15 protein-coding genes are annotated in these 23,544 nt (G+C 59.0%); 8 read left to right on the plus strand and 7 right to left on the minus strand.

What is annotated here, in order from left to right; all coding sequences use genetic code 11:
• The 3 genes from AC07N8_RS01475 to AC07N8_RS01485 all read right to left on the minus strand — a co-directional run.
• Positions 1-377: DUF6124 family protein (locus tag AC07N8_RS01475; RefSeq protein WP_493142277.1), on the minus strand; the 377-nt coding region annotated here is incomplete at its 3' end.
• Positions 378-912: 535 nt separating this feature from the next.
• Positions 913-3,321, minus strand: coding sequence for a glucose/quinate/shikimate family membrane-bound PQQ-dependent dehydrogenase (locus tag AC07N8_RS01480; protein ID WP_493142278.1), 2,409 nt, complete (start codon positions 3,319-3,321; stop codon positions 913-915).
• A gap of 203 nt (positions 3,322-3,524) precedes the next feature.
• A complete protein-coding gene (locus AC07N8_RS01485; RefSeq protein WP_493142279.1) occupies positions 3,525-4,907 on the minus strand; it encodes a carbohydrate porin in 1,383 nt (460 codons plus the stop codon).
• A 284-nt stretch (positions 4,908-5,191) separates the two neighbouring features.
• Between AC07N8_RS01485 and AC07N8_RS01490 the strand changes: the two genes are divergently transcribed.
• Both AC07N8_RS01490 and AC07N8_RS01495 read left to right on the plus strand, forming a co-directional pair.
• Entirely contained in the window at positions 5,192-5,422 is a 231-nt protein-coding gene (locus tag AC07N8_RS01490; RefSeq protein ID WP_007944895.1) for a VF530 family protein, read from the plus strand.
• Positions 5,423-5,424: 2 nt separating this feature from the next.
• Positions 5,425-6,063 (plus strand): Pr6Pr family membrane protein, encoded by a 639-nt coding sequence (locus tag AC07N8_RS01495; protein WP_493142281.1) that lies wholly within the window; start codon positions 5,425-5,427, stop codon positions 6,061-6,063.
• A 138-nt stretch (positions 6,064-6,201) separates the two neighbouring features.
• Here AC07N8_RS01495 and AC07N8_RS01500 read toward each other — a convergent pair whose 3' ends face one another.
• Positions 6,202-6,999, minus strand: a complete 798-nt coding sequence (locus AC07N8_RS01500) for a siderophore-interacting protein (protein ID WP_493142283.1) — start codon at positions 6,997-6,999, stop codon at positions 6,202-6,204.
• Entirely contained in the window at positions 6,996-7,574 is a 579-nt protein-coding gene (locus AC07N8_RS01505; protein ID WP_493142285.1) for a PadR family transcriptional regulator, read from the minus strand. The genes AC07N8_RS01500 and AC07N8_RS01505 overlap by 4 nt, the downstream gene beginning before the upstream one ends.
• Before the next feature lie 473 nt (positions 7,575-8,047).
• Between AC07N8_RS01505 and AC07N8_RS01510 the strand changes: the two genes are divergently transcribed.
• The 6 genes from AC07N8_RS01510 (at position 8,048) to AC07N8_RS01535 (ending at position 15,047) form a co-directional block, all read left to right on the plus strand.
• A complete protein-coding gene (locus AC07N8_RS01510; protein ID WP_483841921.1) occupies positions 8,048-8,539 on the plus strand; it encodes a CS1 type fimbrial major subunit in 492 nt (163 codons plus the stop codon).
• Positions 8,540-8,648: 109 nt separating this feature from the next.
• Positions 8,649-11,171, plus strand: coding sequence for a TcfC E-set like domain-containing protein (locus tag AC07N8_RS01515; RefSeq protein ID WP_493142286.1), 2,523 nt, complete (start codon positions 8,649-8,651; stop codon positions 11,169-11,171).
• Between the two features lie 40 nt (positions 11,172-11,211).
• A complete protein-coding gene (locus tag AC07N8_RS01520; RefSeq protein WP_493142288.1) occupies positions 11,212-11,952 on the plus strand; it encodes a molecular chaperone in 741 nt (246 codons plus the stop codon).
• A 4-nt stretch (positions 11,953-11,956) separates the two neighbouring features.
• Complete coding sequence (locus tag AC07N8_RS01525; RefSeq protein ID WP_493142289.1) at positions 11,957-12,457, plus strand: CS1 type fimbrial major subunit; 501 nt, start codon at positions 11,957-11,959, stop codon at positions 12,455-12,457.
• 91 nt (positions 12,458-12,548) lie between these two features.
• Complete coding sequence (locus tag AC07N8_RS01530) at positions 12,549-13,736, plus strand: hypothetical protein (protein ID WP_493142291.1); 1,188 nt, start codon at positions 12,549-12,551, stop codon at positions 13,734-13,736.
• Positions 13,737-13,802: 66 nt separating this feature from the next.
• Positions 13,803-15,047 carry a hypothetical protein gene (locus AC07N8_RS01535; RefSeq protein ID WP_493142293.1) on the plus strand — a complete coding sequence of 415 codons (1,245 nt, stop codon included), beginning with the start codon at positions 13,803-13,805 and terminating at the stop codon, positions 15,045-15,047.
• Between the two features lie 45 nt (positions 15,048-15,092).
• On the opposite strand, the gene AC07N8_RS01540 is transcribed toward AC07N8_RS01535, so the two are convergent.
• Positions 15,093-20,174: an NEL-type E3 ubiquitin ligase domain-containing protein gene (locus AC07N8_RS01540; RefSeq protein ID WP_493142294.1), complete on the minus strand. Its 5,082-nt coding sequence runs from the start codon at positions 20,172-20,174 to the stop codon at positions 15,093-15,095.
• Positions 20,175-20,340: 166 nt separating this feature from the next.
• Positions 20,341-23,457 carry a transglycosylase domain-containing protein gene (locus tag AC07N8_RS01545; protein WP_493142296.1) on the minus strand — a complete coding sequence of 1,039 codons (3,117 nt, stop codon included), beginning with the start codon at positions 23,455-23,457 and terminating at the stop codon, positions 20,341-20,343.
• Positions 23,458-23,544 lie beyond the last annotated feature (87 nt).

The raw sequence follows: 23,544 nt of genomic DNA on the forward strand, positions 1-23,544 counted from the left end.
TAGCGATGTGGCGCGGGTTTGGGCAGTACGAGGTTGTCCATCATCCGGTTTGCCGCCAGTTCGGCGAGCATGACGATTTGCTGGATGGCCATGGCGGTGTTGCGGTGCGGGCCTTCCAGGTAGGCGGCAAAATCGCCGGCCATGACGCTGGCCTGGGCCAGGGTTTCACAGGTGTGGGCCAGCAGGTCTTCGTCGTTGAGGTCCGGTGCAAGCATGAACATGGTGCTGGGTTTGCGGGTGGGTGGTGATTTCAGTACTGCGGGGTTGAGGTAGTGATTCAACGCGCGTTCAGCAGCGTCGTGGAATTTTTTGGAATCGACGGATTCGTAGGGGGAAACGTCGTCTGTTTCGGGGGGATTTGGTGTTTCTTTGATCATGGTGAAGCTCCAAGTAAGTAATGGAGCTGCCACTAATCGCCGCGAAGCAATGGAAGGTGGCAGCTGTACGCAGGTTCGCGGACCGAGCACTTGGTAAACCCGGCATACCCGAAGGTATCCCGCGCACAGCCACCATGAAACCAATCGACAAACTATGAAGGAGAGTCGGTTGAGGGCGGTGATTATGCACCAAGTAAGCTAATTCAGGCCGCGAAGCCCGGTCGCTGATTTTGCAGCGACACCCAGAGCCTATCCCCATGACTTCCGACACAACAACCGACACAGCCTGTCGGAATCCCCCTCAAAAACCGCCACGGCTGTAGGACCCCCACAGATTTTCCAGACCATCCTCCATCCAATTGTGGGAGCGAGCCTGCTCGCGAAGGCTGTTTAACATTCAACATGAATGGTGGCTGACACACCGCTTTCGCGAGCAGGCTCACTCCTATTTGATCCGTGGGGTGACAAAAATCGCGGCCACAAAAAAAGGCGACCCCCTCACAGGAGTCGCCTTTGCATTAACCGCCGCTAAACCTTATTCGGACAGTTTGTACGCCATCACATAGTCACCTTGCTTGGTGCCCAGCGACCCGTGACCGCCCGCAACGACTAGCACGTATTGCTTGCCGTCCTTGCCGGTGTAGGTCATCGGTGTGGTTTGCGCGCCTGCCGGCAGGCGGCCTTCCCACAGTTGCTTGCCGTTTTTCACGTCGTAGGCGCGCAGGTATTGGTCGAGGGTGCCGCTCAGGAAGCCAACGCCGCCAGCAGTGACGAAGGTGCCGCCCAGGCTGGGTACGCCCATGCTCAACGGGATCGGAACCGGTGAGCTGTCGCGCACGGTGCCGTTCTTGTGCATCCAGATTTTTTCATGGGTGGTCAGGTCGACCGCGGCCACGTAGCCCCACGCCGGTGCCTGGCACGGCAGGCCCATTGGCGACAGCAGAGGTTCGAGGATCACGCCGTACGGCGCGCCTTTGTTTGGCTGCACGCCTTCGGTCTCGCTTTTGCGCGGGCCTTGGGCGGCAATTTCCGCAGCCGGGATCATTTTCGATTTGAAGGCCATCCAGTCCGGGTTCACGAACAGGATCTGACGCACCGGATCGACCGAGACACCGCCCCAGTCGAATACGCCGAAGTTACCCGGATAAACGATCGAACCTTGCAGCGATGGCGGGGTGAACGGGCCGTCGTAGCGCAGGGACTTGAAGGTGATCCGGCAGACCAGTTGGTCGAATGGCGTCACGCCCCACATGTCGCGTTCTTGCAACGGCGGCGGCATGAAGTTGAGGTCGGACTTGGGTTGGGTCGGCGAGGTGTGATCACCGGCGACAGCGCCTTGCGGCACCGGCACTTCGTTGATCGGCACGATGGCCTTTCCGGTGCTGCGGTCCAACACGTAGATGCTGCCTTGCTTGGTGGACGCAAGCACCGCCGGCTTCACGCCGTCAGCGGTTTTCAGGTCCATCAGGGTTGGCTGGCCGCCGACGTCCATGTCCCACAGGTCGTGGTGGGTGAACTGGAAGTGCCAGCGCACTTGGCCGGTGGCGATGTCCAGTGCGGTCAGGCCGGCGGCGTGCAGTTCCGATTCCGGGGTGCGAGCGCCACCGAACTGGTCCGGGGTCTGGTTGCCCATCGGCAGGTAGAGCATGCCGAGTTTTTCGTCGACGGCGAACATGGACCACATGTTCGGCGAGTTGCGAGTGTAGGTCTGGCCTTCGGCAATCGGCGTGGTGTCGTCCGGTTTGCCGCTGTCCCAGTTCCACACCAGTTTGCCGGTGTGTACGTCGAACGCACGGATCACGCCGCTTGGCTCGTCGGTGGAAACGTTGTCAGTCACGTGGCCGCCAATCACCACCAGGTCTTTGGTGACCGCAGGAGGCGAGGTGGAGTAGTAACCGCCGGCGGTGAAGCCGCCGATGTTGGCGCGCAGGTCAATCTGGCCCTTGTCGCCGAAGTCTTCGCACATCTTGCCGGTGTCGGCGTTGAGGGCAATCAGACGGGTGTCGGCGGTCGGCAGGAAGATCCGGCGTGGGCAGGCATTGGTCACGGCGGCGCTGGCGCTGCCGGTCGGGCTCTGCTCGGAGGCGTAGACGGCGTCATCGTGATACGACACGCCACGGCAGGTCATGTGCGCCCAACCCTTGAAGTTCGCCGCGTTTTGCGTGGAGAGCTTAGGGTCGAAACGCCAGATTTCCTTGCCGGTGTCCGGGTCCAGCGCGATCACCTGGCTGTGCGGCGTGCACACGTACAGCATGCCGTTGACTTTCAGCGGGGTGTTTTCAGCGGTGGTTTCGCCAGGATCGTTCGGGCCCGGCAAGTCGCCAGTACGGTAAGTCCACGCCGGGACCAGCTTGTGAGCGTTTTGCGGAGTGATCTGCGTCAGCGGCGAGTAACGATCGCCGTGGGCGCTGCGGCCGTAGGAATTCCAGTCACCGTCGGGCATGGCCGGCGCGGTGTTGGTCATGCCGGGCACGCTGTCGCGGTCCAGTTGACCCTTGATTTCACCCGGGTTGGTGAATTGGCTGGCCAATGCGGCCACGCCTGCCACGACCACGGCGACGCTCAGGGCGCCAGTGCCCATCGGTGCAGCGCCTTCGCGCAGCAGCGGACGACGGAACCATGGCAGCAGCATGACGATACCCAGCGCAAACCACAGCGCCAGACGCGGCACCAGTTGCCACCAGTCGAGGCCGACTTCCCACAGTGCCCAAACGGTGCTGGCGAACAGCACCAGTGCGTACAGGCCCAGCGCAGCGCGGCGAGCCATGATCAGCAGCACGCCGGTCAGCGTCAGGCCGATACCGGCCAGCAGGTAATACAGCGAGCCGCCGAGCATGCTCAGCTTGATCCCGCCGGCCAGCATGGCCAGGCCCATTAGCAGAAGCAGGATGCCGAGCAGGCTCGGCAACAGACGGCTTCGACTCAAAGCACCATCAGTGCTCATAGTGTGGTTCTCCGTGACGTTTTAAGTAGTCCCGCGCAAGTTCACTGTAGATGACGATCTGGCGTGGGCATGGTTCAGTTGAAATCTGTTCGGTTGATGCATTCCCTTGTGGGAGCGAGCCTGCTCGCGAAAGCGGAGGTTCAGTCAACATTGATGTCAAGGCTGACGGCCTCTTCGCGAGCAGGCTCGCTCCCACTGGGGGGTTAGAAGGATGAAGTGATCTTGATCCCGCCAATCAGGGCGTCATCGACCTGGTCCACGCCACCGGGATGGCGGATGTATTGCAGGTTCGGGCGCACGGTCAGCCAGTTCGTCACATGCACGCCGTAATAGAGTTCGGCGCTGTATTCGGTGTCTTGCGGTGGCAGGAACGACGGGTCGTCGTAGTTGAAGACGGCGCGGGCCTGATTGGTCGCCTCGGCGTTTTTGCGGTAGGCCGGGTTGACGTGAACCCGGGCCAGGGCGAAGCCGATGTCGTCTTTGGCGCGCGCATCGAACAAGCCCTTGTAGACCACGCCAGCCTGGACGTAGTTGTCGATGGCATTGGTCTTCTTGTCGTGCATCGTGCCGTTGGCGAACACGTTCAAACCACGACTGTTATCGCTGGCGACGCTGGTGATCTGCTGCTGAATGCCGAGCCACACGCCGTGTTTGCTCGATGCACTGCGATACGCTTCACCACTCAGGGCCGCTGGCTGACCATTGCTGTCCTTATAGACATCGGTGGCGCTGGCGCTGCTGTAGTAATACCCGGCACGGTATTCGCCCGGCAGGCCGTTGAGCTTCGGCGTCCACACCAGTTCCACCGGCAAAATCGCGCCTTGGGTGCCGCTGCCACTGAGCTTGAAGCCGTTGTCGCGATCCAGGTTCGACGGGTTTTGCTCGTAGGCACCGACCTGCGCGTACAGCTCTGGCGTGAGGTGGTATTTAACGCGCAACGCCCATTGGCTGACCGGCCAGTTGTACCAGATGTCGCCGACCCAGTTACCGACTTGCGAGCCGCAAAACGCCAGGTTCTGGAAGTCGCAGGGGAAGCTGTTGAAGTCTTCGCCTTCGCCGAAACGACCGGCCTTGATGTCGAGCTTCTGGTCGAAGAATTTCTGCTGATACCACATCTGCGTCAGGCGCCAGGTTTGCCCGCGGCCCCAGACCTCCTGGGCCGAGGTGAAGCCGCCCACGCGTGGATCATTGATGCGGTCATTGCTGATGTTGTTGCCGTTGCGCTCGGTGATGGTCAGCTGAAATTCGGCGTCGTCCCAACCGAGGATTTTCTGCAAATCCAGGTGCGTGCCGAAACCGAACTGGTCGCTGTAACGCGCGGTGCGGTCATGGTCGTAGCCGCCGTGCAGGTTGCTGCCCATTTCGCCGGTGTAATCGACTTTGAAGTCGTAGCCTTTTTCCGCAAGTTCGGTGCGCGTGCCGTTCCAGTCGCCGAGCATCCACGGTGAATCGCTGTCGAAGGCGGGCGCCGCCTGGGTGCAGGTGGCGAAGCCCAGCGCGGTGAATCCACCGATCAGGTTCAGGGCTTTCCGGCTGGCAATAGCTGTGCAGACAGCGCTGTCTCGCGAAGTTTGAAAGTCAGGCATAGAGAAGAAATTCTGGGTCTTTTTCTAGGGAAAATACGGAGTGCAGCAGGCGTGAAGCAGTGTGCGGAAGCGTTTCAGCTTGGCGGGCGCAAGGATAATGTTCTGTTACAAATAGAGAAAGGGCTTTTACTGACATGGATCATTTCAGATTCGGTAACAGTGCCGGGCGGCAGTCTTATCAAGGTCACCTACAGTAAGAGATAGCGCACAGAGCGCTTCCACCCGATCACCCCCTCGGCTAAGGTGCGCGGCTTCCCACTCCTTACATCGCTCGAAGGCCCGGCATGACCGAACAGAACAACAACCCGCTGCATGGCGTGACGCTGGAACAGATCCTCAACGCCCTGGTTGAACATTACGAATGGTCGGGGCTGGCCGAGCGCATTGATATCCGCTGCTTCAAGAGCGACCCGAGCATCAAGTCGAGCCTGACGTTCCTGCGCAAAACCCCGTGGGCCCGGGAGAAGGTCGAGCGTTTGTACGTGAAGTTGATGCGCACCAAGCGACCGGTCTGAACATGCCGGGCTCGGTCGCGAGGCGTCGTTTTGTTGCCGTTGCGGCGGTACTGGGCTGGGCGGGACTGGCCATTCAGCTGTACCTGATCCTGTATTCACGCTGGACGCTGGATGCCAGGCTGATCGGCGGTCTGGTGAGCTTTTTCAGCTATTTCACGGTACTGACCAACACGCTGGTGGCGACGGTACTGACCTGCGAATGGACGTCCCGTGAGTCGGCGGCTCGCCGCTGGTTTTTGCAGCCGTGGGTGAGCAGCGCGATTGCCGTGAGCATCGCTGTGGTGGGGTTGGTGTACAGCGTGTTGCTGCGGCATTTGTGGCACCCCGAAGGCTGGCAATTTCTGGCGGATGAATTGCTGCACGACATCATGCCGCTGCTGTTTCTGGCCTATTGGTGGCGGTGCGTGCCCAAAGGTACGTTACGCCTGCGGCACATTGGCCTGTGGGTGATTTATCCGCTGGGGTATTTCGCGTATGCGTTGTGGCGCGGGCATCTGCTGGCGGTTTATCCCTATCCGTTCATTGATGTGGATAAGTTGGGTTATCCACAGGTGTTTGTGAATGCGGGGGGATTGTTGGTGGGGTTTGTGGTGGTCGCGCTGATAGTGATCGGGCTCGATAGATGGCAGGCCCGAAAGTGAACCTGATTTGTGGCGAGGGGGCTTGCCCCCGTTGGGCTGCGCAGCGGCCCCAAAGTCTGGGAGCGCTGCGCACTCCAACGGGGGCAAGCCCCCTCGCCACAGAAGCCCCCTCGCCACAGGATGCTTGTCAGGCTTCAGTTATTCATCGTCGCTGTCATCCAGCCGCCAGTAGCCGACCGCTTTGACCATTTGCTCGTTCAGCCCGTGCTCATCAAGCAGCACCCGCCGAATCTGACGCGACACTTTGGTTTCAGTCGCCACCCACGCATACAGATTGCCGCTCGGCACTTGCAGTTGCTTCACGGTGGTCAGCAGATTGTCCTTACCACCCTCGCGCAGCACCCAGATGACATTGACCTGCGCGGCGCTTTTGAGATGTTGCTGCTCGGCACCGTTCTCCACTTCTACAACCACCAACGCACGGCGATTGGCCGCCAAGCCTTCGAGGCGGCGGGCGATGGCGGGCAGGGCGGTTTCGTCACCGATCAGCAGGTAGCTGTCGAACATGTCCGGCACGATCATCGAACCGCGTGGCCCGCCGATGTGCAGGAACTGGCCGGGTTGGGCTTGCTCGGCCCAGGTCGAGGCAGGGCCGTCGCCGTGCAGCACGAAATCGATGTCCAGCTCAAGCGTGTCGAGGTCGTAGCGACGTGGTGTGTAGTCGCGCATCGCTGGCGGCATTATCGACGTTGCCCCGTTGTCTTTGCCGGCGCCGAGCACCAACGTTTCCAGCGCCGCGTGTTCCGCCGCGTTCTGCGGGAACAGCAGTTTGACATGGTCGTCCGTGCCGAGGCTGACGAAACCGGCCAGCTCCGGCCCGCCCAAGGTAATCCGGCGCATGCGCGGGGTCAGGTCGACCACGCGCAACACTTGCAGACGACGGCGTTTGATTTCATGCATGACGCGGTGGATGGATTGCACGATCACTTCAGTCATTCGGCTTTCTCCTGAGCGGGTGGAACGGCAGGGCCATCGACAATGGCTTTGGCAGTGTTATTGAGCAAGTCGCGCACCCGCAGGATTTCTTCCGGGCTCCAGCGGCCGTGGTGCATCTGCAAGGCATGACGCAAGTTATGCACCGCCTCGTGGATCTCGGCCGGGCGGTCGTGGCCTCGCAGCGAACGCTTGCTGACGTCGATGCGCATCCTCACGCCGTCCAGCGCAATCGCCTGCTCGGTCAGTGACAGACGTCCGGCGTCGGTGATGCTGTAGCGTTTTTTACCGCCATCGGCGTCGCCCAGGATCATTTCGCTTTCTTCCAGGAACGTCAGGGTCGGATAGATCACGCCGGGGCTGGGGCTGTACGCGCCGTCGAACATGCTTTCGATCTGGCGGATCAGGTCATAGCCGTGGCAAGGCTGCTCGGCGATCAATGCCAGCAGCAACAGTTTCAGGTCGCCGGGGGCGAACACACGCGGGCCGCGGCCGCCGCGTTCACGGCCGGGGCCTGGGCGTTTTTCGAAGCCGTCGCGGCTGTCGCTGTGCTCTCGATGGGAATGATGGTCTCTCATTTTACGTCTTCTCTCGTCGTGTTTAGATACAACTTAAGATATATCTTTAGGCAAAAGCAAGGCCCCGAGACGAACGGTCGACCGTTGAAAATGATGAGAAGTGTGCTCTTTTAGAGTAATTGAACTAATTGTAAGGCGCTGCTGTTTATCATTGGCTTACTATTTAGTGATAGTAGTATTGTTCTGACGGAAGTTTGATTAAGTATTATCTGTGTGCTTTTTTAGTTTGAACTGTGTGTAGTATTTTTCTGAGGGTAAAACAATCCAGTTGTTGTTTTTGAGGATTTTTTCCTGCTGTTCAAAAGTCATTGTTACTACATGTGCTTAGGAACTTACGTACTTACTTTCTCGAGCGATTGGCCGATCATTCTCTGGCGTCGAAAGTTAAGCGAATTCACCACCGCCTCACGGTATGGCATTCGCTTGCTCTAACTTTTATTCGCCCAATCCTTTGAAAAAACAGGTACTCAACAATGTTCAAGAAGTTTGCAATCGCCGTTCCGATGACTCTCCTGGCCCTCAGTTCTTCGGCGGCGTTCGCTGCGGGAGACGCGCACACTGTCATCAACATCAGCGCCACCATTCCAAGCAAGGTCTTCCATGCTCAGCCGCGCAACCCAGACTTCGGTAAAGCTGAAAAGATGGCCTACGTTCTAGGGGCAGGCACATTGACGCCAATTCGTGCGACTTACGATGTGCAACACACCAATGGTTCGGTTGGCGCTTACATCGAAGGTGGCCCGCAGCCGTTGTCCAACGGTACCAACACCATCGCGTTGACTTATACCTTCAACGGCATAACCCTGTCGGGCGTCTCGCAAGAAGTAGTAGGCGACACTGAGTCCAACGGCGGCATGCAGGCCGATCTGGTGATCGCCGCCGTCAAGCCGGCTGACGGTCAGAATGGTCTATATAACTCCACGCCGGTGTTGATGTTCGACGCAATCCCCCGCGTAACTCCGTAATACGGTTATGACTTAAGGCTTTGTCCTTATTGATAACACTTACCGGTTGGCGGGTAACTTCTGCCCGTCGATCGGGTTTCAACGTATTTATCTTCAGAGTATCCCGTTCATGTTCCCGATGACTCCCATCGCGACGGCGCTTGCCCTTTTTTTCTGCGCAACCGCAATCGCCGCGCCAGCGGAAAACGGCACTACACCTCGAAGTCTGCTGGCGCAGGCCAAGGGGTTGCCGACTGAGTTCGAAGAGCACTTCTTTGACGTGCCATTGGCCGTGCGTGTGGAACTTGACCAACAATTTCTCGGTGAGGCGATGGTGGTGTTATCCCGCGACGACCGCGTCACCCTGGTTGACTTCACTGACATCAGTGACAGTACGATCAAGCCCAGCGAGCGCGATACCTGGTCGACTTATTTGAAGCAAGGTGTGGCGCTGGGCAGTTGCGAGGCCAAGTGCCCCGAGCAGCTTCTGGCGGTACATTACAGTCTGGAAAACTCGCTGCTGTCGATCGTCACGCAAAACGCCGAGCGTGACGAGCAAGCGCAGCATTACTACACGTTGCCCGAAGGCGGCAGCACCGGTTTGATCGTGCGCAACCAGTTGAACCTCAACGGTGGCCAGAACCAGGATCTCGGCGGCCGTTATGGTCTGGAAGCCAGCAGCAGCCTGGGTAACTGGACCCAAGCCGTCAACGTTCAGTGGTCCCGACTGGGCGGCATCGATAACACGCTCTATCACGCCGTGAATGAGCTGTTTACCCAGCGCGAACTGCAAGGCAACTTTCTGCGCCTGGGCCTGTTCACGCCCTCGTCCGAAGGCCTGACCCGCCAGCCCAACACCTTTGGCACCAGCCCCGACACGGCGCTGGGCGTGATGTATGGCAGCTCCGACAGCCTGGCCCTGAACAACCCGAAGCCAGCGGTTTATCCCATTTATGTCACCGCCAATCGCCAGGGATCGGTGGAGATCTACCGCGACGGTTTGCTGATCAATACCCAGGCCGTGCCCGCTGGTTTGCAAACCCTCGATACGCGTCCGCTGCCGGGTGGCATCTATGAAGTGGAAGTGCGTCTGATCGAAGACGGCCAAATCACCTCCAGCACCCAGGAACTGATCTACAAGCCGAACAACTGGCGTAACCATGACGAGCGCTGGCGCTACAACCTCTTCGCCGGCCGTGAATCCAAGGTGCTCAGTAACTGGGACGAACAGGACGATGGCGACATGACCGCTGGCGCCGCGTTCAACTACTTGCTGCACCCTCGGGTGATCCTCGGCCTGAGCGGCCGTCAGGTGCGCGACAGCCTGCAATACGGCACGTCGATCGACTGGTCGATCATCAATAACGCCAGCCTGTTCGCCAACGTCTACCAGACCGAAGATTACGGCACCGGCTTCGATGTGCAGGGGCTCTATTCCTATGGCAGCGGCAGCATCGTCGCCAGCCACAACCGCAGCTGGCTCGACACGACGAAACTGTATGACACCCTGCCGGATGGCACGCGAGTGCGTCAGCGCAACGTGTTTGTCGGGCAGACCAGCAACTCTTCGTTGTCGCTCAACCATCGCTTGACCAGCAAAAGTTCGGTCAATGCCCGTGTGTCCCACAGCGAGGGCAACACCAACGGCACGGGGGTGGATCTGGGATGGACCCAGCGCACCCGGCTGTTTGGCAGCGATGCCAACTGGCGACTGTCGCTGTTCGATCGGCCCGGCAGTATCAGTTCGGATGACGACCGCAACCGTGGCGTCGACCTGAGCGTCAACGTTGCCTTGGGCGGCCCCGGTGAACAGATCTCCGGCAGCATCGGCTCACGCACCGCGCGCGAGGGCGGTCGGGATAACAACGCCTCGATCTCCTACCGCAAGGACCTGCAGGATCACCTGCTGCAAAGTGTCTCGGCCACGGTTCTCACCGACACCTACGGCGTGGGGTTGAACGCGATGGGGACGATGCAAACGGACCTGGTCAACGGCGACGGATTTGTCCAGCGCTCGTCCTTCAACAACGACTTCACCGGTGGCCTGAACCTGGACAGCACCGTGGCCGTCGGCGGCCAGAAAATGGTCGTGACCAGCCAGTACCACCGCAACGGTGCGGGCATGATTATCGATGTCGAATCGGACATCACCGACATCGCCTTGCGCGCCGACGATTTGAGCGGCAGCAGCACGGTACTCAAACCCGGGCGCAATTTTGTGCCGATCACTGCCTACAAAAGCAGCTCGGTCAGCTTCGATTTCGAGGGCAACCATGTGCCCGCCGCGACCATCCAGCCCGCCCGTTCCAGTTATCACTTGAACAAGGGCGGCGTGGAGTATCGCCAGATCAAGGTCATGCGCACCCTCACCGTGCTCGGTCGCCTGATCGACCCCGCGGGCAACCCGCTCAAGGGGCACCACATCATCAACCACGCCAGTCGCGGCGTGAGTGAAGTGGACGGCTTTTTCTCGATGGAAATGAACGCCGGCTCACCGACCCTGGAAGTGCGCCACGGTGATCAGTTGCTGTGTCAATTCCGCCTCGACCCGAGCAATGGCCGCACGGAAAACAACGTGCTGATGATCGGTGATTTGCGCTGCACGCCGGACACCTTGGCGGATGCAAGTTTTGTGGCTCGAACGGCGGGTTGATGGCCCGGCAGAACGTGATTAATCAACGAGGTAAAGGACGATGAAACGTCTGTTGGCAGTATTTGGTTTTTGTTTGATAACCCAAGCAACGCAGGCAACACCGAGCATCAATATCGGCACCGTTTACGACTATCTGGACGGCGACAAAAGCACCTTTTTGAAACGGGTGTTCAATGGCGGCGACAGCACGGCTTTCGTGAAGGTCAACATTCTCGAGATCCTCTATGACGCCGAAGGCAAATCGCAGGAAGTGCCGCTCAAGACCAGCACGGATGGCAGCGCCCGTGATGGCTTGATGGCCAGCCCGGCTCGACTGATCGTCCCGGCCAATGGCATGCAGGGCACGCGATTGTTGTTCATGGGGGAGCGCGACAAAGAGCGCTATTTCCGCGTGCGTTTTGTACCGGTGGTGCCCGAGAAGGAAGACGAGTTCGCCGTCTCCAAAGAAGAGCGTGACGACTACAAGAAAACCCTCTCCGCCGGGGTCAATGTACTGGCGGGTTACGGCGCGGTTTTTTTCGTACGACCCAAGCTGGCACGCTTTGACAGCGCGATCGAAAACGGCGCGGGCACTTATCGGATCCGCAACAACGGCAACACGGTCGTGGTGATCGATGAGTTCAAGGATTGCTCGGTTAAAAGCGAGCAGGACTGCCAGCCGACCACCAAGCATCACATTCTTGCCGGCCGTACGTTTACCTTCGAAAAACAGGCCGGACGCCAGTACCAGTTCACGCTGGTGGAAGGTGCAAACAGCAAAAAACTCGACGTGAAGGGTTGAAGCCATGACCAGGAAACTGATCTTCGGGTTGTTCGCGGTGGCTGCTGCGTGTGCGAGTCATCCGGCCTTTGCCGCCAGGGAAGTGCATCAGTTCGAAGTGTTCGTGACGATCCCGACGCAGGCGTTCTACGTGATTCCCTCCGACCCGACCTGGATCCATCGCGAGCAGCAACTGCCCTGGAACCTGACCGCGTCGACGCTGGGCGGTTTGCGCAAGCATTTCGACGTCAAGAACGAAGCCGGCTCGATCGAGGCAAGGCTTGAAGGTCGACCGTATCTGTCCAACGGCACCCCGGCCGATGACATTGGTTTGCGGGTGCTGTTCAACGGCACGTTGTTGAGTGAGCTTGAAAGCAGCGAAGTGGTGTCCCTGACCGATGCCGCCCCCGGCAAACGCGTCTTGCTGGAAATCGTCCCGATGCCGCCGGCCGACGGGGTTTACAAGCCCGGCAATTACTTTGGCAACGTCAACATGATCTTCAACGCGGTGATGCCGGGTGCTTGAGTGATAAACCATGAAACCTAAAAGAATGGAAAGAGTTGCGAGGCTTTTTGTCTGGAGTGTGATGGTAATTCTATGGAGTGTTGAGTCGGCCATGAGTGCCACCATGGAGATCAGGGCGGTATTTCGACCGGATCCCTCCAAACCTATGGAAAATAAGTTCGTTAATCAAACGCCTGTGACGGGGCATTGCCAATTACAACCGGAGTTCTGTAACGACAGAGGTCTGTTCTCACTTCTGATGCCGATCGATTTCGTGTCTGTGGCGCCCATTGAAGCCAAGCACCCTGATTCGCGCAAAGGGGCGATGTTTCGCGTGCCAAGTCACTGGCAGGTGCTTCGTGTCAGGAATGTCGATACTCAAGAGTATGCGGAGCTGGAGGTGCGCATAGCCTCGATCGGCGGCCGTTATATCCTTCCGGATACCGCCGAAAACCTCGTGGGTGAAGGTGAACCCACAACCGTTCAGGGCTGGCACACTCGATTATGGGGCGATTGGACATGGAATCCGCCGGCTCCCTGTCAGGGAACTGGCGGGATGTATACCGCGCCGAACAGTAGAACCTTTTTCTGGATAACACCGACCGCGAATCAATGTGCGGCAACCGCCAACTATCGCATTTCGAATCTGGCTTACGACAGAATGCAGATCGGCTATGAGCTGCGTACACCTAATCCGTTGGGAATGTCCTCCGGTCTATACACCGGAGATTGGACCTATTTCTTCGGACCGGGAAAGGACTTCGACATGGGCGACATCATGGAACCCACCAGTCCGACCCTGACGCTGAACTTCATCCTGGATGTTCAGCACACCCTCAAAGTGGAAATACCCCCGGGGGGCAACCGTGTGGAACTGGTGCCGCAAGGCGGCTGGCAGTCGTGGCTGACCCAAGGGCGCAAACCGACACGCCTGTTCCGCGACCAGACGTTCAATCTTTCCGCCAGTTCACGTTTCAAAATGCAGCTCGAATGCCAATACACGCAGGATGGACAGCATTGTTCCTTGCGCGAACCTGTCAGCGGTCACGCTGTTCCCCTGAATGTCAGCGTCAGCCTGCCCCATGGCTTGAGCGATGCCAGTGGGAAACCGGTCAGTCGTTTACCGCTGCGGATTGACGGCAGTGGCACGGAGCTGTTTCAACCGGGCATTTATGTGGATCGCAAACCGGGAACGCTGCACTTCGAGGTGCCTGCCGAGCAGGTGGCAGAAATGATTGGTCCGGGCGTGGCACGTCAATACTCGGGCAACGTGACAATGATCTGGGATTCGGATATTTAGCGCTCCGTCAAACGCTGCCACGGTTGCAACGGGCCGAGCATTACTATGATTTTTGAAGGAAAGACAATGAACTGTCTGCGTACGCAATCATTTGGAAAATTGACCGGCCTGTTGTGCGCCGTGTTGGCGATGTCGGCGCACGCCGTGACGGTGGACATCGAAGCAACCTTCAAGCCCGATTCGTCCAATCCGCAGAGCAATAAATTCATCAATCAGACACCGTCCGAAGGGTTCTGCCAACAGGTTCCGCAGGCCTGCGAGCCCTATGGGCTGTTCAGCCTGGGTGCGCCCATTTTGTTCACGGCCAATGCGCCGATCCTGGCCAATCACACCGACCCTCGTCAGGGCGGCATGGCCCGGGTGCCCTCAGAGTGGCGAGAGGTGCCGGTGACGCATGAGTCGGGTGATACCCGAATGCTTTCCATACGGATTGGCGGTATTGGACACGAGGCACAGACTCCGCTCCCCGTCAGAGAGTTGACCGGTGGCGGATACTGGGACCAGCTGTGGGAAGGAGGGGGATGGGCGTATGCGCCTGCGCCTTGTCAGGGTGTGGGTTGGTATACACATGGCTCGCGGGGTTACAACAGCTTCTGGAGAGTGCCGGAGAATGTGGGCGTGTGCAGCAAGAAGGCGCTTTTCGACATTCCGATGTCCTTCCGCTACCTGTACTTCGTTTTCGCTTATGAGCTGCGTACACCGGACCCGCTGAACATGAAGGCGGGTAAATACACGGGCTCCATCCCGTACTCGGTCGGTCCTCGCCAGGATTTCGACATGGGCGATGTGATGATTCCGGATGACGAGCAGTTGATCCTCAATTTCACGCTGGATGTTCAGCACACGCTCAAGGTGGACATTCCTCCCGGTGGTACGCGCATTGAACTGGTGCCGCAAGGTGGCTGGCAGGCCTGGTTGACGCAAGGGCGCAAACCGACGCGGTTGTTCCGTGATCAGACGTTCAATATTTCGGCTTCGAGCCGTTTCAAGATGAACCTCGAGTGCCAGTACGTCAGCGGCAATACCTGCGCGGTGCGGGAACCGACGGCGGGACATTCGGTGCCGCTCAACATCAGCGTCACCTTGCCCAGCGGTTTGACCGATGCCGCGAATCAGCCGGTCAACCACCGCCCGCTGTTGCTCGATGGCAGCGGCACACACTGGTTCCAGCCTGGCGTTTACGTGGATCAAAAACCCGGGACGCTGCATTTCGACGTGGCCCGGGACCAGGTCGAGGAGATGCTCGAACCGGGCGTTGCCCGAAGTTACTCGGGCAACATCACGGTCATCTGGGATTCAGAGGTGGGCTGATGCCAGTCCCTCAATGCCTGCGGCGAGACTGGCATCGACACGCATCTATTTCGACGGATCGGCCTTTTGCAGGGCTTCACGGGTCAAGCGTCGGCTCAACGCCTTTTCGTCATAGCCGATCTCGTTGAGCAACCGCTCATACACGGCATCGGTCATCTCGGCGCCGGTAAACACCACGTTGTGGGGTACGGGCAGTTGGTCGGCGAGATCCTGCAACTGTCGGCGCAACGGAGCCCGGTGCAGTTCCGACCATCGGGCGGAGTGTGCCCAGGCGCGTTGCGCATCGCGCAGCTGATCCAGCAGCTCGGGTTTGCCCCGGTAGATTCGGGCGTTACGGTGGTAGGCGTCGGGGTAGGCTTCACGCAGGTACTTTTCCCAGAAGGGCTGCTCGATCATTTCATTGACCAGCCCGTCGCCGGCCTCCATGGAGATCACGGTGTCAAACGCCGTATCGAGGTTTTTGGCGCTTACGCCGGCCGTGGTTTCAAAGAGCATCGTATTGGATTGCCATGGCAGGCCCAGGCGGTGGGCCAGGCCGGTTTCGTAGGCCAGGTATACCTCGACTTCATCGGGATTGCCCGCTCGGCTGCGGACATCGGCACCGGCGATGTCATCCACCCGTGCCAGGCGCGCGGCGCCTTTTGCCAGGGTCACCAGCCTGCTTTCCAGAATCTCGGCCGAAGCAGAGAGGGCATAAGCTTCGGCGGTGAGGACCTTGATCCCCATGTTGTTGAATAACTGGGCACCGGCATCGGCGCAGGTGGTAGGGGCGGAGGTCATCTCGAACAGCTCGGTGCGCAATTCAGTGTCCAGGTCCATGGCCTCGATCATGCGCCAGACGCGCCCGCTGAGGTGATCGCGCAGTGCTCCACCGGCTCGGTAGTCGGCCGTCTGCTTCAATTTTTCAATCAAAGCGAAGAAGTCTTTGGAGCCCGGCTCGCCCATCAAGTCGTGCCAGGCTTCTTCCTTGAACGTGCCCAATCCGGCGACGACCCGACTCCACCAACGGGAATCATCCGACATCGGCCAGGCATCGATCGCATGCTCGGCGGCACTGCGGTAGATATGTCTGGGGCTCAAGCCCACCGACTTTCGGTACTCCTCATAAGCGAAGCGGTTTGCATCGGAGAGCTGCTTGGTGAACAAACGCGTGCGGGCCACGATGCGTGCATCTTCGGAGCCGGGCGTCACGGCCGGCAGTTCAGTGAGCGGGTTCTCCATCAGGTCGAGGAGAAACCCCCGGGGGCGGCGTTTCTTGAACAGACCCTCAGGCCAGCGCGTCACCCCGGTGTTGCTCAAGCTGAGGATCATCAGTTTGGGCATACGCTCGACATTGGGCAGCAGGCCCAGCTTCGGGTTTTCATCGAGCCTGAGCGTTTCCATGCGGGTGAGGTTTCTAAGGATCTCGACAGCTTTGGGTGTCAGGGTGATGTGGTTGTCCGTCAGGCGCAGGGTGCGCAGAAAGTGCATCTTGTCGATGTCGTCCGGCAAGTGGGCCAGCCGGCAGCCTCTGGCACTGAGCTGCTCAAGCTGGGTGAATTTTTCCAGCAGGCTGCCGGCTCTGGGGTTAAAGGTTGCACGGTCCAGGTTCAGCGTGGTGACCTTAGACAGGTGGTGCTGGATGTCCGGCAGTTTGTTCCACCACAGATCGAGGTTGATGACATTGAATTCTGCCGACAGATCCAGCGTGTATCCACCGTCGAGGCTGGCGCTGCGCTCACCGAAGACCATCGATCTTCGTTCAAAACACTGCAACAATCGTTCGGCAATCAAGCTCCCGCCGTTGTACCTGAAACTCATCCATTCGGGGTCAACTTCACTGTCACCCGTGCCGTCATAGGGCGCAGGTTCCCAATTTTCCAGAGTCTGTCGCAGCTTTCCAAGTTCGTCCTCCAGCGCGTTCATGACCTTGAACGGCTCTTCTTTGGCATTCAAGGATTGAGCGAAGGCAGCCACTTCGCGTTCGTTCAGGTGGGGGTACAGATTGCGTACCCGATCCTCCAGTGTCGCGGCGGGCTTGGAAAACAGCTTGCCACGCAATAGGGTGACCGTTTCGGGGGGCAGGACGGGCACATTCGGCGGCTCGGCGAGCAGTACCCGACGCACGCTGGGCATTTCGGTCTTGGCCATGATCCATTGCTTGAAGAAAAGGCCTTGTCCGGGCCGGTAACCCAGTGCCTGACGCTTGTTGGCGGGCACAGCGTGGAGTACCGACTCCATAAAATCGTCGGCTTCATGCAGTTTGTTGTTGGCGCCGTCCCGCACTTCGTATTGGCCGGATTCCTCGCGGATCAGCAGTCGCACGGTCGTCGCACCCTCAGCACCGACGCTGCATCGCAGGGCGCCGTCGAAGCTGCCTTCGCGCACTTCAATGCGCAGCTCGGCGAAGGTGTCGCTGTGCAGCCGCAAGGTATTGAGCACCAGGCTTTCAGTATCTGGCCTCCACTGTGCGTCAGCATAAAATCCCTCATAGGCGTGGCTGAGCCGTGCTTCGAAGGCGGCTTCGCGGGCCAGGGTTTTCAAGCGCAGCGGCGGGCGCTGTTCTTTTGACAGGCGCTCCAGTTCAGCGCCACGGGCCCCGGCCAGCAGTGTTTCGGCCGTGCGCGCCGGCAGCTCCGGTACCGTTTGACGAAGCACGCGGATACGCGGGTTGTCCGAAGTTTGCCCGGCCTGGTAGAGATAATTGAAGATGTCTGTCCTGATCTCGCTGGCTTCATCAGCCAGTCGATTACGCAGGGCCTGCACGCGATCACCCTTGGCGACCTGCGGGCCGAGCAACGTTTCCAGCTCGGCGTCGTTGAAAAAGTCGACGACGCTTTGCGCAAATTGCTCGCTCGTGACATGGGCGAGACTGGTGGCGAGGGTCTGTTCGTCGCTGGCCTCGCCGTCGCCAAACTGGCGAAAATGCCCGCTCAGGTCGGTGTTTTCGTAAACCTTCAGCGCTTTCTCTGCGGGCCAGCCGTCCAGATAGGTCACCAGTGGCGCGAACCAGTAAGAGGTCGGTTCGAGGGACTGCCCGGCACGGATGTGTCCGATGGCGGTGTCGATCTGCCGGTCAATCTTCCAACGCTGCAGGCTGTCTGCAAGCAGCGGCGGCGGTGGCGTATTGTCGATGTACATTCGGCGCAGCGCATCGTCGTCGGTGCCGCTGGCGATGCGAACCCGCTCAAGCGCTGCATCGCTGATATCGTCCACGTCATGGCCAAGACGGCGCATCAATGTCGGGCCTTCCCAGTCCTGTGGGGTTTCGCCCTCATGGATCCAGGCACCCAGGCCATTGGTCTTCAATTCGGGTAAGTAGGCATTGGCGCGCTGAGGATGCTTGATGCGGTAGCGACCCTGCTCTACCTGGTGTTGCACGGCGTAGTGTTTGCCCTCCAGTGGCAACACACTTTGCCCCTTGTGCGAATGCAGGCCACGTTCATCCGGTCGCGAATCGTCCGGCAACGTGAGATCGGGCTGTTCGTAGGGTTTGAGATCTGGATGCCACAGCCGGGACTGACCGTTGGGCAGCCTCACCGGTTTCATGCCTTCGATCAAGGGCGAAAGCCTCAGGCGTGCGAATTTGCCAAGCTCCGCACCTGCCGCAATAGCCGCCAGTTGAATGATGTTCGTCACCACCTCGACGATGTGTTCGGCGGCTTCGGTCCATAACCCTTCGGCCATGTCGACGATGGATTCGACCACGTCACTGGTGATCTGGTAGGCGGTATAGGCCATCATCAACTCACCCAGGAAGGGCACGAACGGCGTGATGACAATCAGCGCGACGTTGAAGATGTCCGAAACGATCTTCTTGAAGTTGTCCCACCAGGCCCAGCGGGCATTGCTGTCGGCATCGGCGGTGGACACGGCGATGTGTCTGGCGTCGTTGAGAATCTTGTTCAGTTTCTGCTGATAGAGATGCGTCCACAGATTGTCGTTAATCAGTTCGGTACGAAAATGCAGCCGAGGGTGAGCCACCGGCTCTTCGCGCCATGGCGGACGCTGATCCAGTGGCTCTTTTTTGTGCCAGCGCACCTCGGTCAGGTTCTGCTGGAGTTCGGCGAAAAACAGCCCGCGTTGCTGATGGGGGACGAATTGACTGAAGTATTGGCGGTAGGTCATGCCGCTGGATCTGATCAGTTTGTTTTCCCGCAACTGGCGTATCAGTTCGTTCAGGAAGTCGGGGAGCGAGGGGTATGTTTTCAGCGGATGTTCGGGGTCTTGCGGGACATAGGCGATCACTGGCTCGATTTGCCATGTCCGATCCAGATCCGGGGCGATCAGGACGATGCCGGTCAACGCCGTGTCGAGCATCGACAGTTGGTGAAACCGCAAGGTCTTGCCTTTGAGTTTTATGGTTTGCTGGCTATCAAGCATCGCCAGGACAACATCACGGGTATGCGGTCCGATGTCACCGGTCACCACCGCCAGTTGCGTCGCCGCTTTGAAGGCGGCTTTCTGACTTCTGACGACTTTTTTCTTCAAGAGCGTTTTGGCAACGGCATCGTCGGGCAACAACCTGCTTTGCAGGTATTGGTTGTATCGGGCGCCGATATCCAGTTCGCGACACAACGTCTGGAACTGAGCGATGGACATCTTGCGTTTGATCGGTTTGATGTCGAACAGCCCACGTTCATCGGGTTGGCTGATGAAATCCGAATCGGCCTCGCAGGTTTCGGTACGGGCGAAGTTGTGCAGTGCGGCATCCAGCAGGGATACCGTTCGGGCGACCACACCTTTTGAAATATCGATGGCGTACCACGGCTGTTGCTTGGGTAAATAAAGATGCAGGAAGGTTGTTCTGACGTTGTCCTCGACGCCAAAGTGTTCCTTCAGTGCGGCACTCAATAAGGGTTCGGAAAACTCATAAACATTTTGCAACTTGTCGAGTAACTGGTCGACAGTGTTGTGTTCCGTCCATAGTTTCAGATTGGCGTCTTGTAACTGCTTGTGATCAGCGTCCGGAGTGGTTGGCCAGCGTGCCGTGGCTATTGGCGTAGCGGCGAGTTCCTGCGCTCTTCTTGGCGATGCACTTTTGAATACGTGAGGGATTCGGTTTTTTATAAGTTCGTAATGACGCCCGCTGTCTGCAGGTGTGTCAGATTGTGGCTGGTTAGTTATACGTCCTTGTAAGTCAGACATTGTTTTAGTGAGCCTTGAATATAAGTTGGAGTTCCCAGCCTACCGTTCATGGCTCAAAGTTAAAGTTTGAATTACTGCTGTTGAGTCGGTGTGGGTCCTTGAAAAAGCATTGGAATTATCAATGCCGAAAATAATTAATTACCGCCCGCCCGCCATGACCCTTGTGTTAACGCCGTACGACTTCAATCGGCAGGCAACCCGTGTTGCTGGCGGGTTGCAGGTACGGCGTCAGGATCGGCGCCATGCCCTTGAGTACCTGCACCGGCAACGCCGAGGTGAACGTGAATGTTTCGGCAGAGCGACCCGGCACGAAGGCGGTGAGGGTGCCGAAATGGTGATCGCCGATGTAGAACACGAAGGTCGCCGTGCGGTTCAGGGATTTCGAACTGATGACCTGCCCGCCGGAACCGATGGCGGAAATGCGGTTGTCGCCGGTGCCCGTCTTGCCGCCCATGGCCAACGGTTTGCCATCGGGCAGGGTGAAACTGCCGGACACACGTTTCGCTGTACCGGCGTCCACCACTTGCGACAAGGCTTCGCGCATGGCAGTGGCGACTTCGGACGGCATCACCCGTTTACCCGCGACCGGGTCATTGATCAGTTTGGTTTCGTACGGCGTATCGGCCGCGAAATGCAGCGTGTCGATGCGCAGTGTCGGCATGCGCACGCCGTCGTTGAGAATGGTCCCGATCAACTCGCCCAGCGCTGCCGGACGGTCGCCGGAGCTGCCGATGGCCGTGGCCAGCGACGGCACCAGGTGATCGAACGGATAGCCGACTTTCTGCCAGCGCTGGTGAATGTCCAGGAAGGCTTCGATCTCGAGCATGGTGCGGATGCGGCTGTCGCGGGCGCCCTTGTGCTTGCTTTTGAACAGCCAGCTATAGACTTCCTGACGTTCGAACTGGCTGGCTTTGACGATCTGGCCCCACTTCGCGTCAGGGTTGTTCAGCAGGTAGCCCATCAGCCACAGGTCCAGCGGGTGAACCTTGGCGATGAAGCCCTGGTCCGGCAGGTCGTAGGCGCCGGGGCTGTAACTTTCGTACAGCCGTTGCAGGCGTTCGTCAGTGAGTTTTTCGGTGAGCTTGGCGCCTTTGAGGTGCGAGCGCACAAAGGTGTTGAAGCTTTCCTGGCTGGCCTGTGGCTGCAGATACCGGTGGACCGCTGCCATGCGGATCGGCGTCGGGCGCATGCCGTCGAGGAAGGTGTCGAGCCGTGCCTGGGTGTCCTTGTTTTTGTACTTCTTCCAGAACTTCAGCAGGAACGAAGTGCCTTCTTTGTCGGCGAAATTCGCCAGGTATTCCTGACGGCGTGGGTCTCGGTCGTCCTTGAGCAGTTCGGCGCTGCTGTTGGGGCCGGAATACGTGGTGTAGCGCACCAGGTCGCGCATCAGCCGGATGAACGGCAGGTTGATCGATTCGCGCAGGGCATCGCGCAAGGTCGGTATGCGGCCGTTGTCTTCCTTGCGGAAGTTATGGAACACGTGCAAGCCGCCCCCGGTGAAAAACGCTTCGCCAGGGCTGGCCGAGTATTTGCGATCCAGCGCCGCGCCGAGCATGGCCGGCAGGTTGCGGTCTTTGTTTTCGATCAGGTAGTCGACGGCCCAGCGGCTCAGGCGGTCCTGGTCGGGGACATCGACTTTCTTCAGTTCAGGAACGGTCATCCCGGCATATTTATCGTGCAGCTCGGCGATGATTTGCAGGTAGGTGGTGAGCACGCGCATTTTTGCGGTGGAGCCCAGTTCCAGCTTGCTGCCTTCGTTGATGTCGAACGGCTGGTCGGTGCTGTCGGTCTGGATCCGCACGCGCGCGCCGTCCGGCGTCAGTTCAAACAGGGTGAAGCTGTAGCGCACCTGAGTGGTGCTGGTGGGCGTGAGCAAGCGTTCGCCCATCAAGCCGATCTGCGTGGCAAACGCCGGGTCGGCCAGATGCTTGAGGTACTCGGTGGCCCTGGTTTGCAGGTCGCCTTGCAGGGTGCTGGTGGCGGACAGGTCGAGGCGATCAAGGTCGTACAGCGGACGATTGAGCAACCCGCCCAGGCGACTGCGGGCCACGCTGATGCCTTTGTTGGTTTCGATCGGTTGAATGGTCGGTTGGGTTTGCCAGTCGCGGTAAGTGACCTTGCTGGCCAGCGCTGCCGCTGCGAACGGCGCATCGATCACGTTGTTCTGGGCGAGCAGGCGAATGTGACTGTCGGTGAGGTCGACCAGTTCATCACGGCCCTTGGTCAGGTAGTGGGAAGGGCGGCGCTGGGCAATCATCAGTGAGAGCATTTCACGCAGGGCCAGGCCTTTGGCGGCCATCGTCTTTGGGTCGGTGTCAGGGCTGTTCAGCGTCTCGTTGGCCTTGTCGAAGTCGGCGCCGTACCAGACGCGCAACCCTTCGGCCATTCCATGCACTTCACCATGGCCGGGCACGGCGGACAGCGGCACGCTGTTGAGGTAGTCGCGCACCACATTTTTCCGGGCCTCAAGGGTTTCCGGACCGGCCTGATAGGCGCGTACGGTGGCAGAGATCATCTGCCGGATCTTTTCCGCGCCCGACACCGTCAGGCCATCCGGTGAATGCCGATACTTTTCAAGCTGTGTCGCCAAGGTGCTACCGCCCGCCGACTGGCCTGGCAGGTGAATCAATTTGGCCACCTGCGACCACGCGGCCATGCCGAAGCGCGGCCAGTCCACGGCGGGGTTGGCCAAGGGTTGCTTGGGGTCGAGCAGGAAGCGGTTCTCGATGAACAACAGGCTGCTGACCACCACCGGCGGGATCGAATCAAAGCTTGAGTACAGCTGTTGCGGGTATTTGAACTGGTACAGCGGCATGGCACGGCAGTCGGTGATGGACAGGCCTGCCTGGATTTTCTCGGAGTAGGGCACGAATAGGCCCTTGCCGCTGTAATCCATCAACTTTTGGGAAAAACGGGTTTGGGCTGAAATCACGTAATCGCGCTTGAGCAACCGCGGCAGGAACTCATCCAGTGAGCTGTAGCCCAGACGTAAATCAAAAGGCCCGGCGCCAGGGTAACGAATGGCATCGCTGGGGCCTGGTTCCAGGGAATAGCTCAGGGACGCGGCAAATTTGCTGACTTCCCTGGATTGGAATTTCGAGGTGCGCATTTCCTTGGCGGCCGCCAGTCCCACGACAATCGCGATGATCAGCAGCAACAACCAAAACGCCTTCCAGCCGTGTTTGACACGACTGGTGCGAGGTTTTTCAGGTGATGGCGCTTCATCCACACGTTCAGTTGGGACCACAGTTTTACTCGTATCGGTTTGCCACAAAGCGCCCATAGCCGATTGATCCATTCACGCAGATTGATCTGACTTGTCTGAAGCTTAGACGGTGGTTGGCGATGGGGAAAAAATTGTGAGTGCACA

The sequence above is a fragment of the Pseudomonas sp. GW821-FHT10C09 genome, from assembly GCF_059415465.1.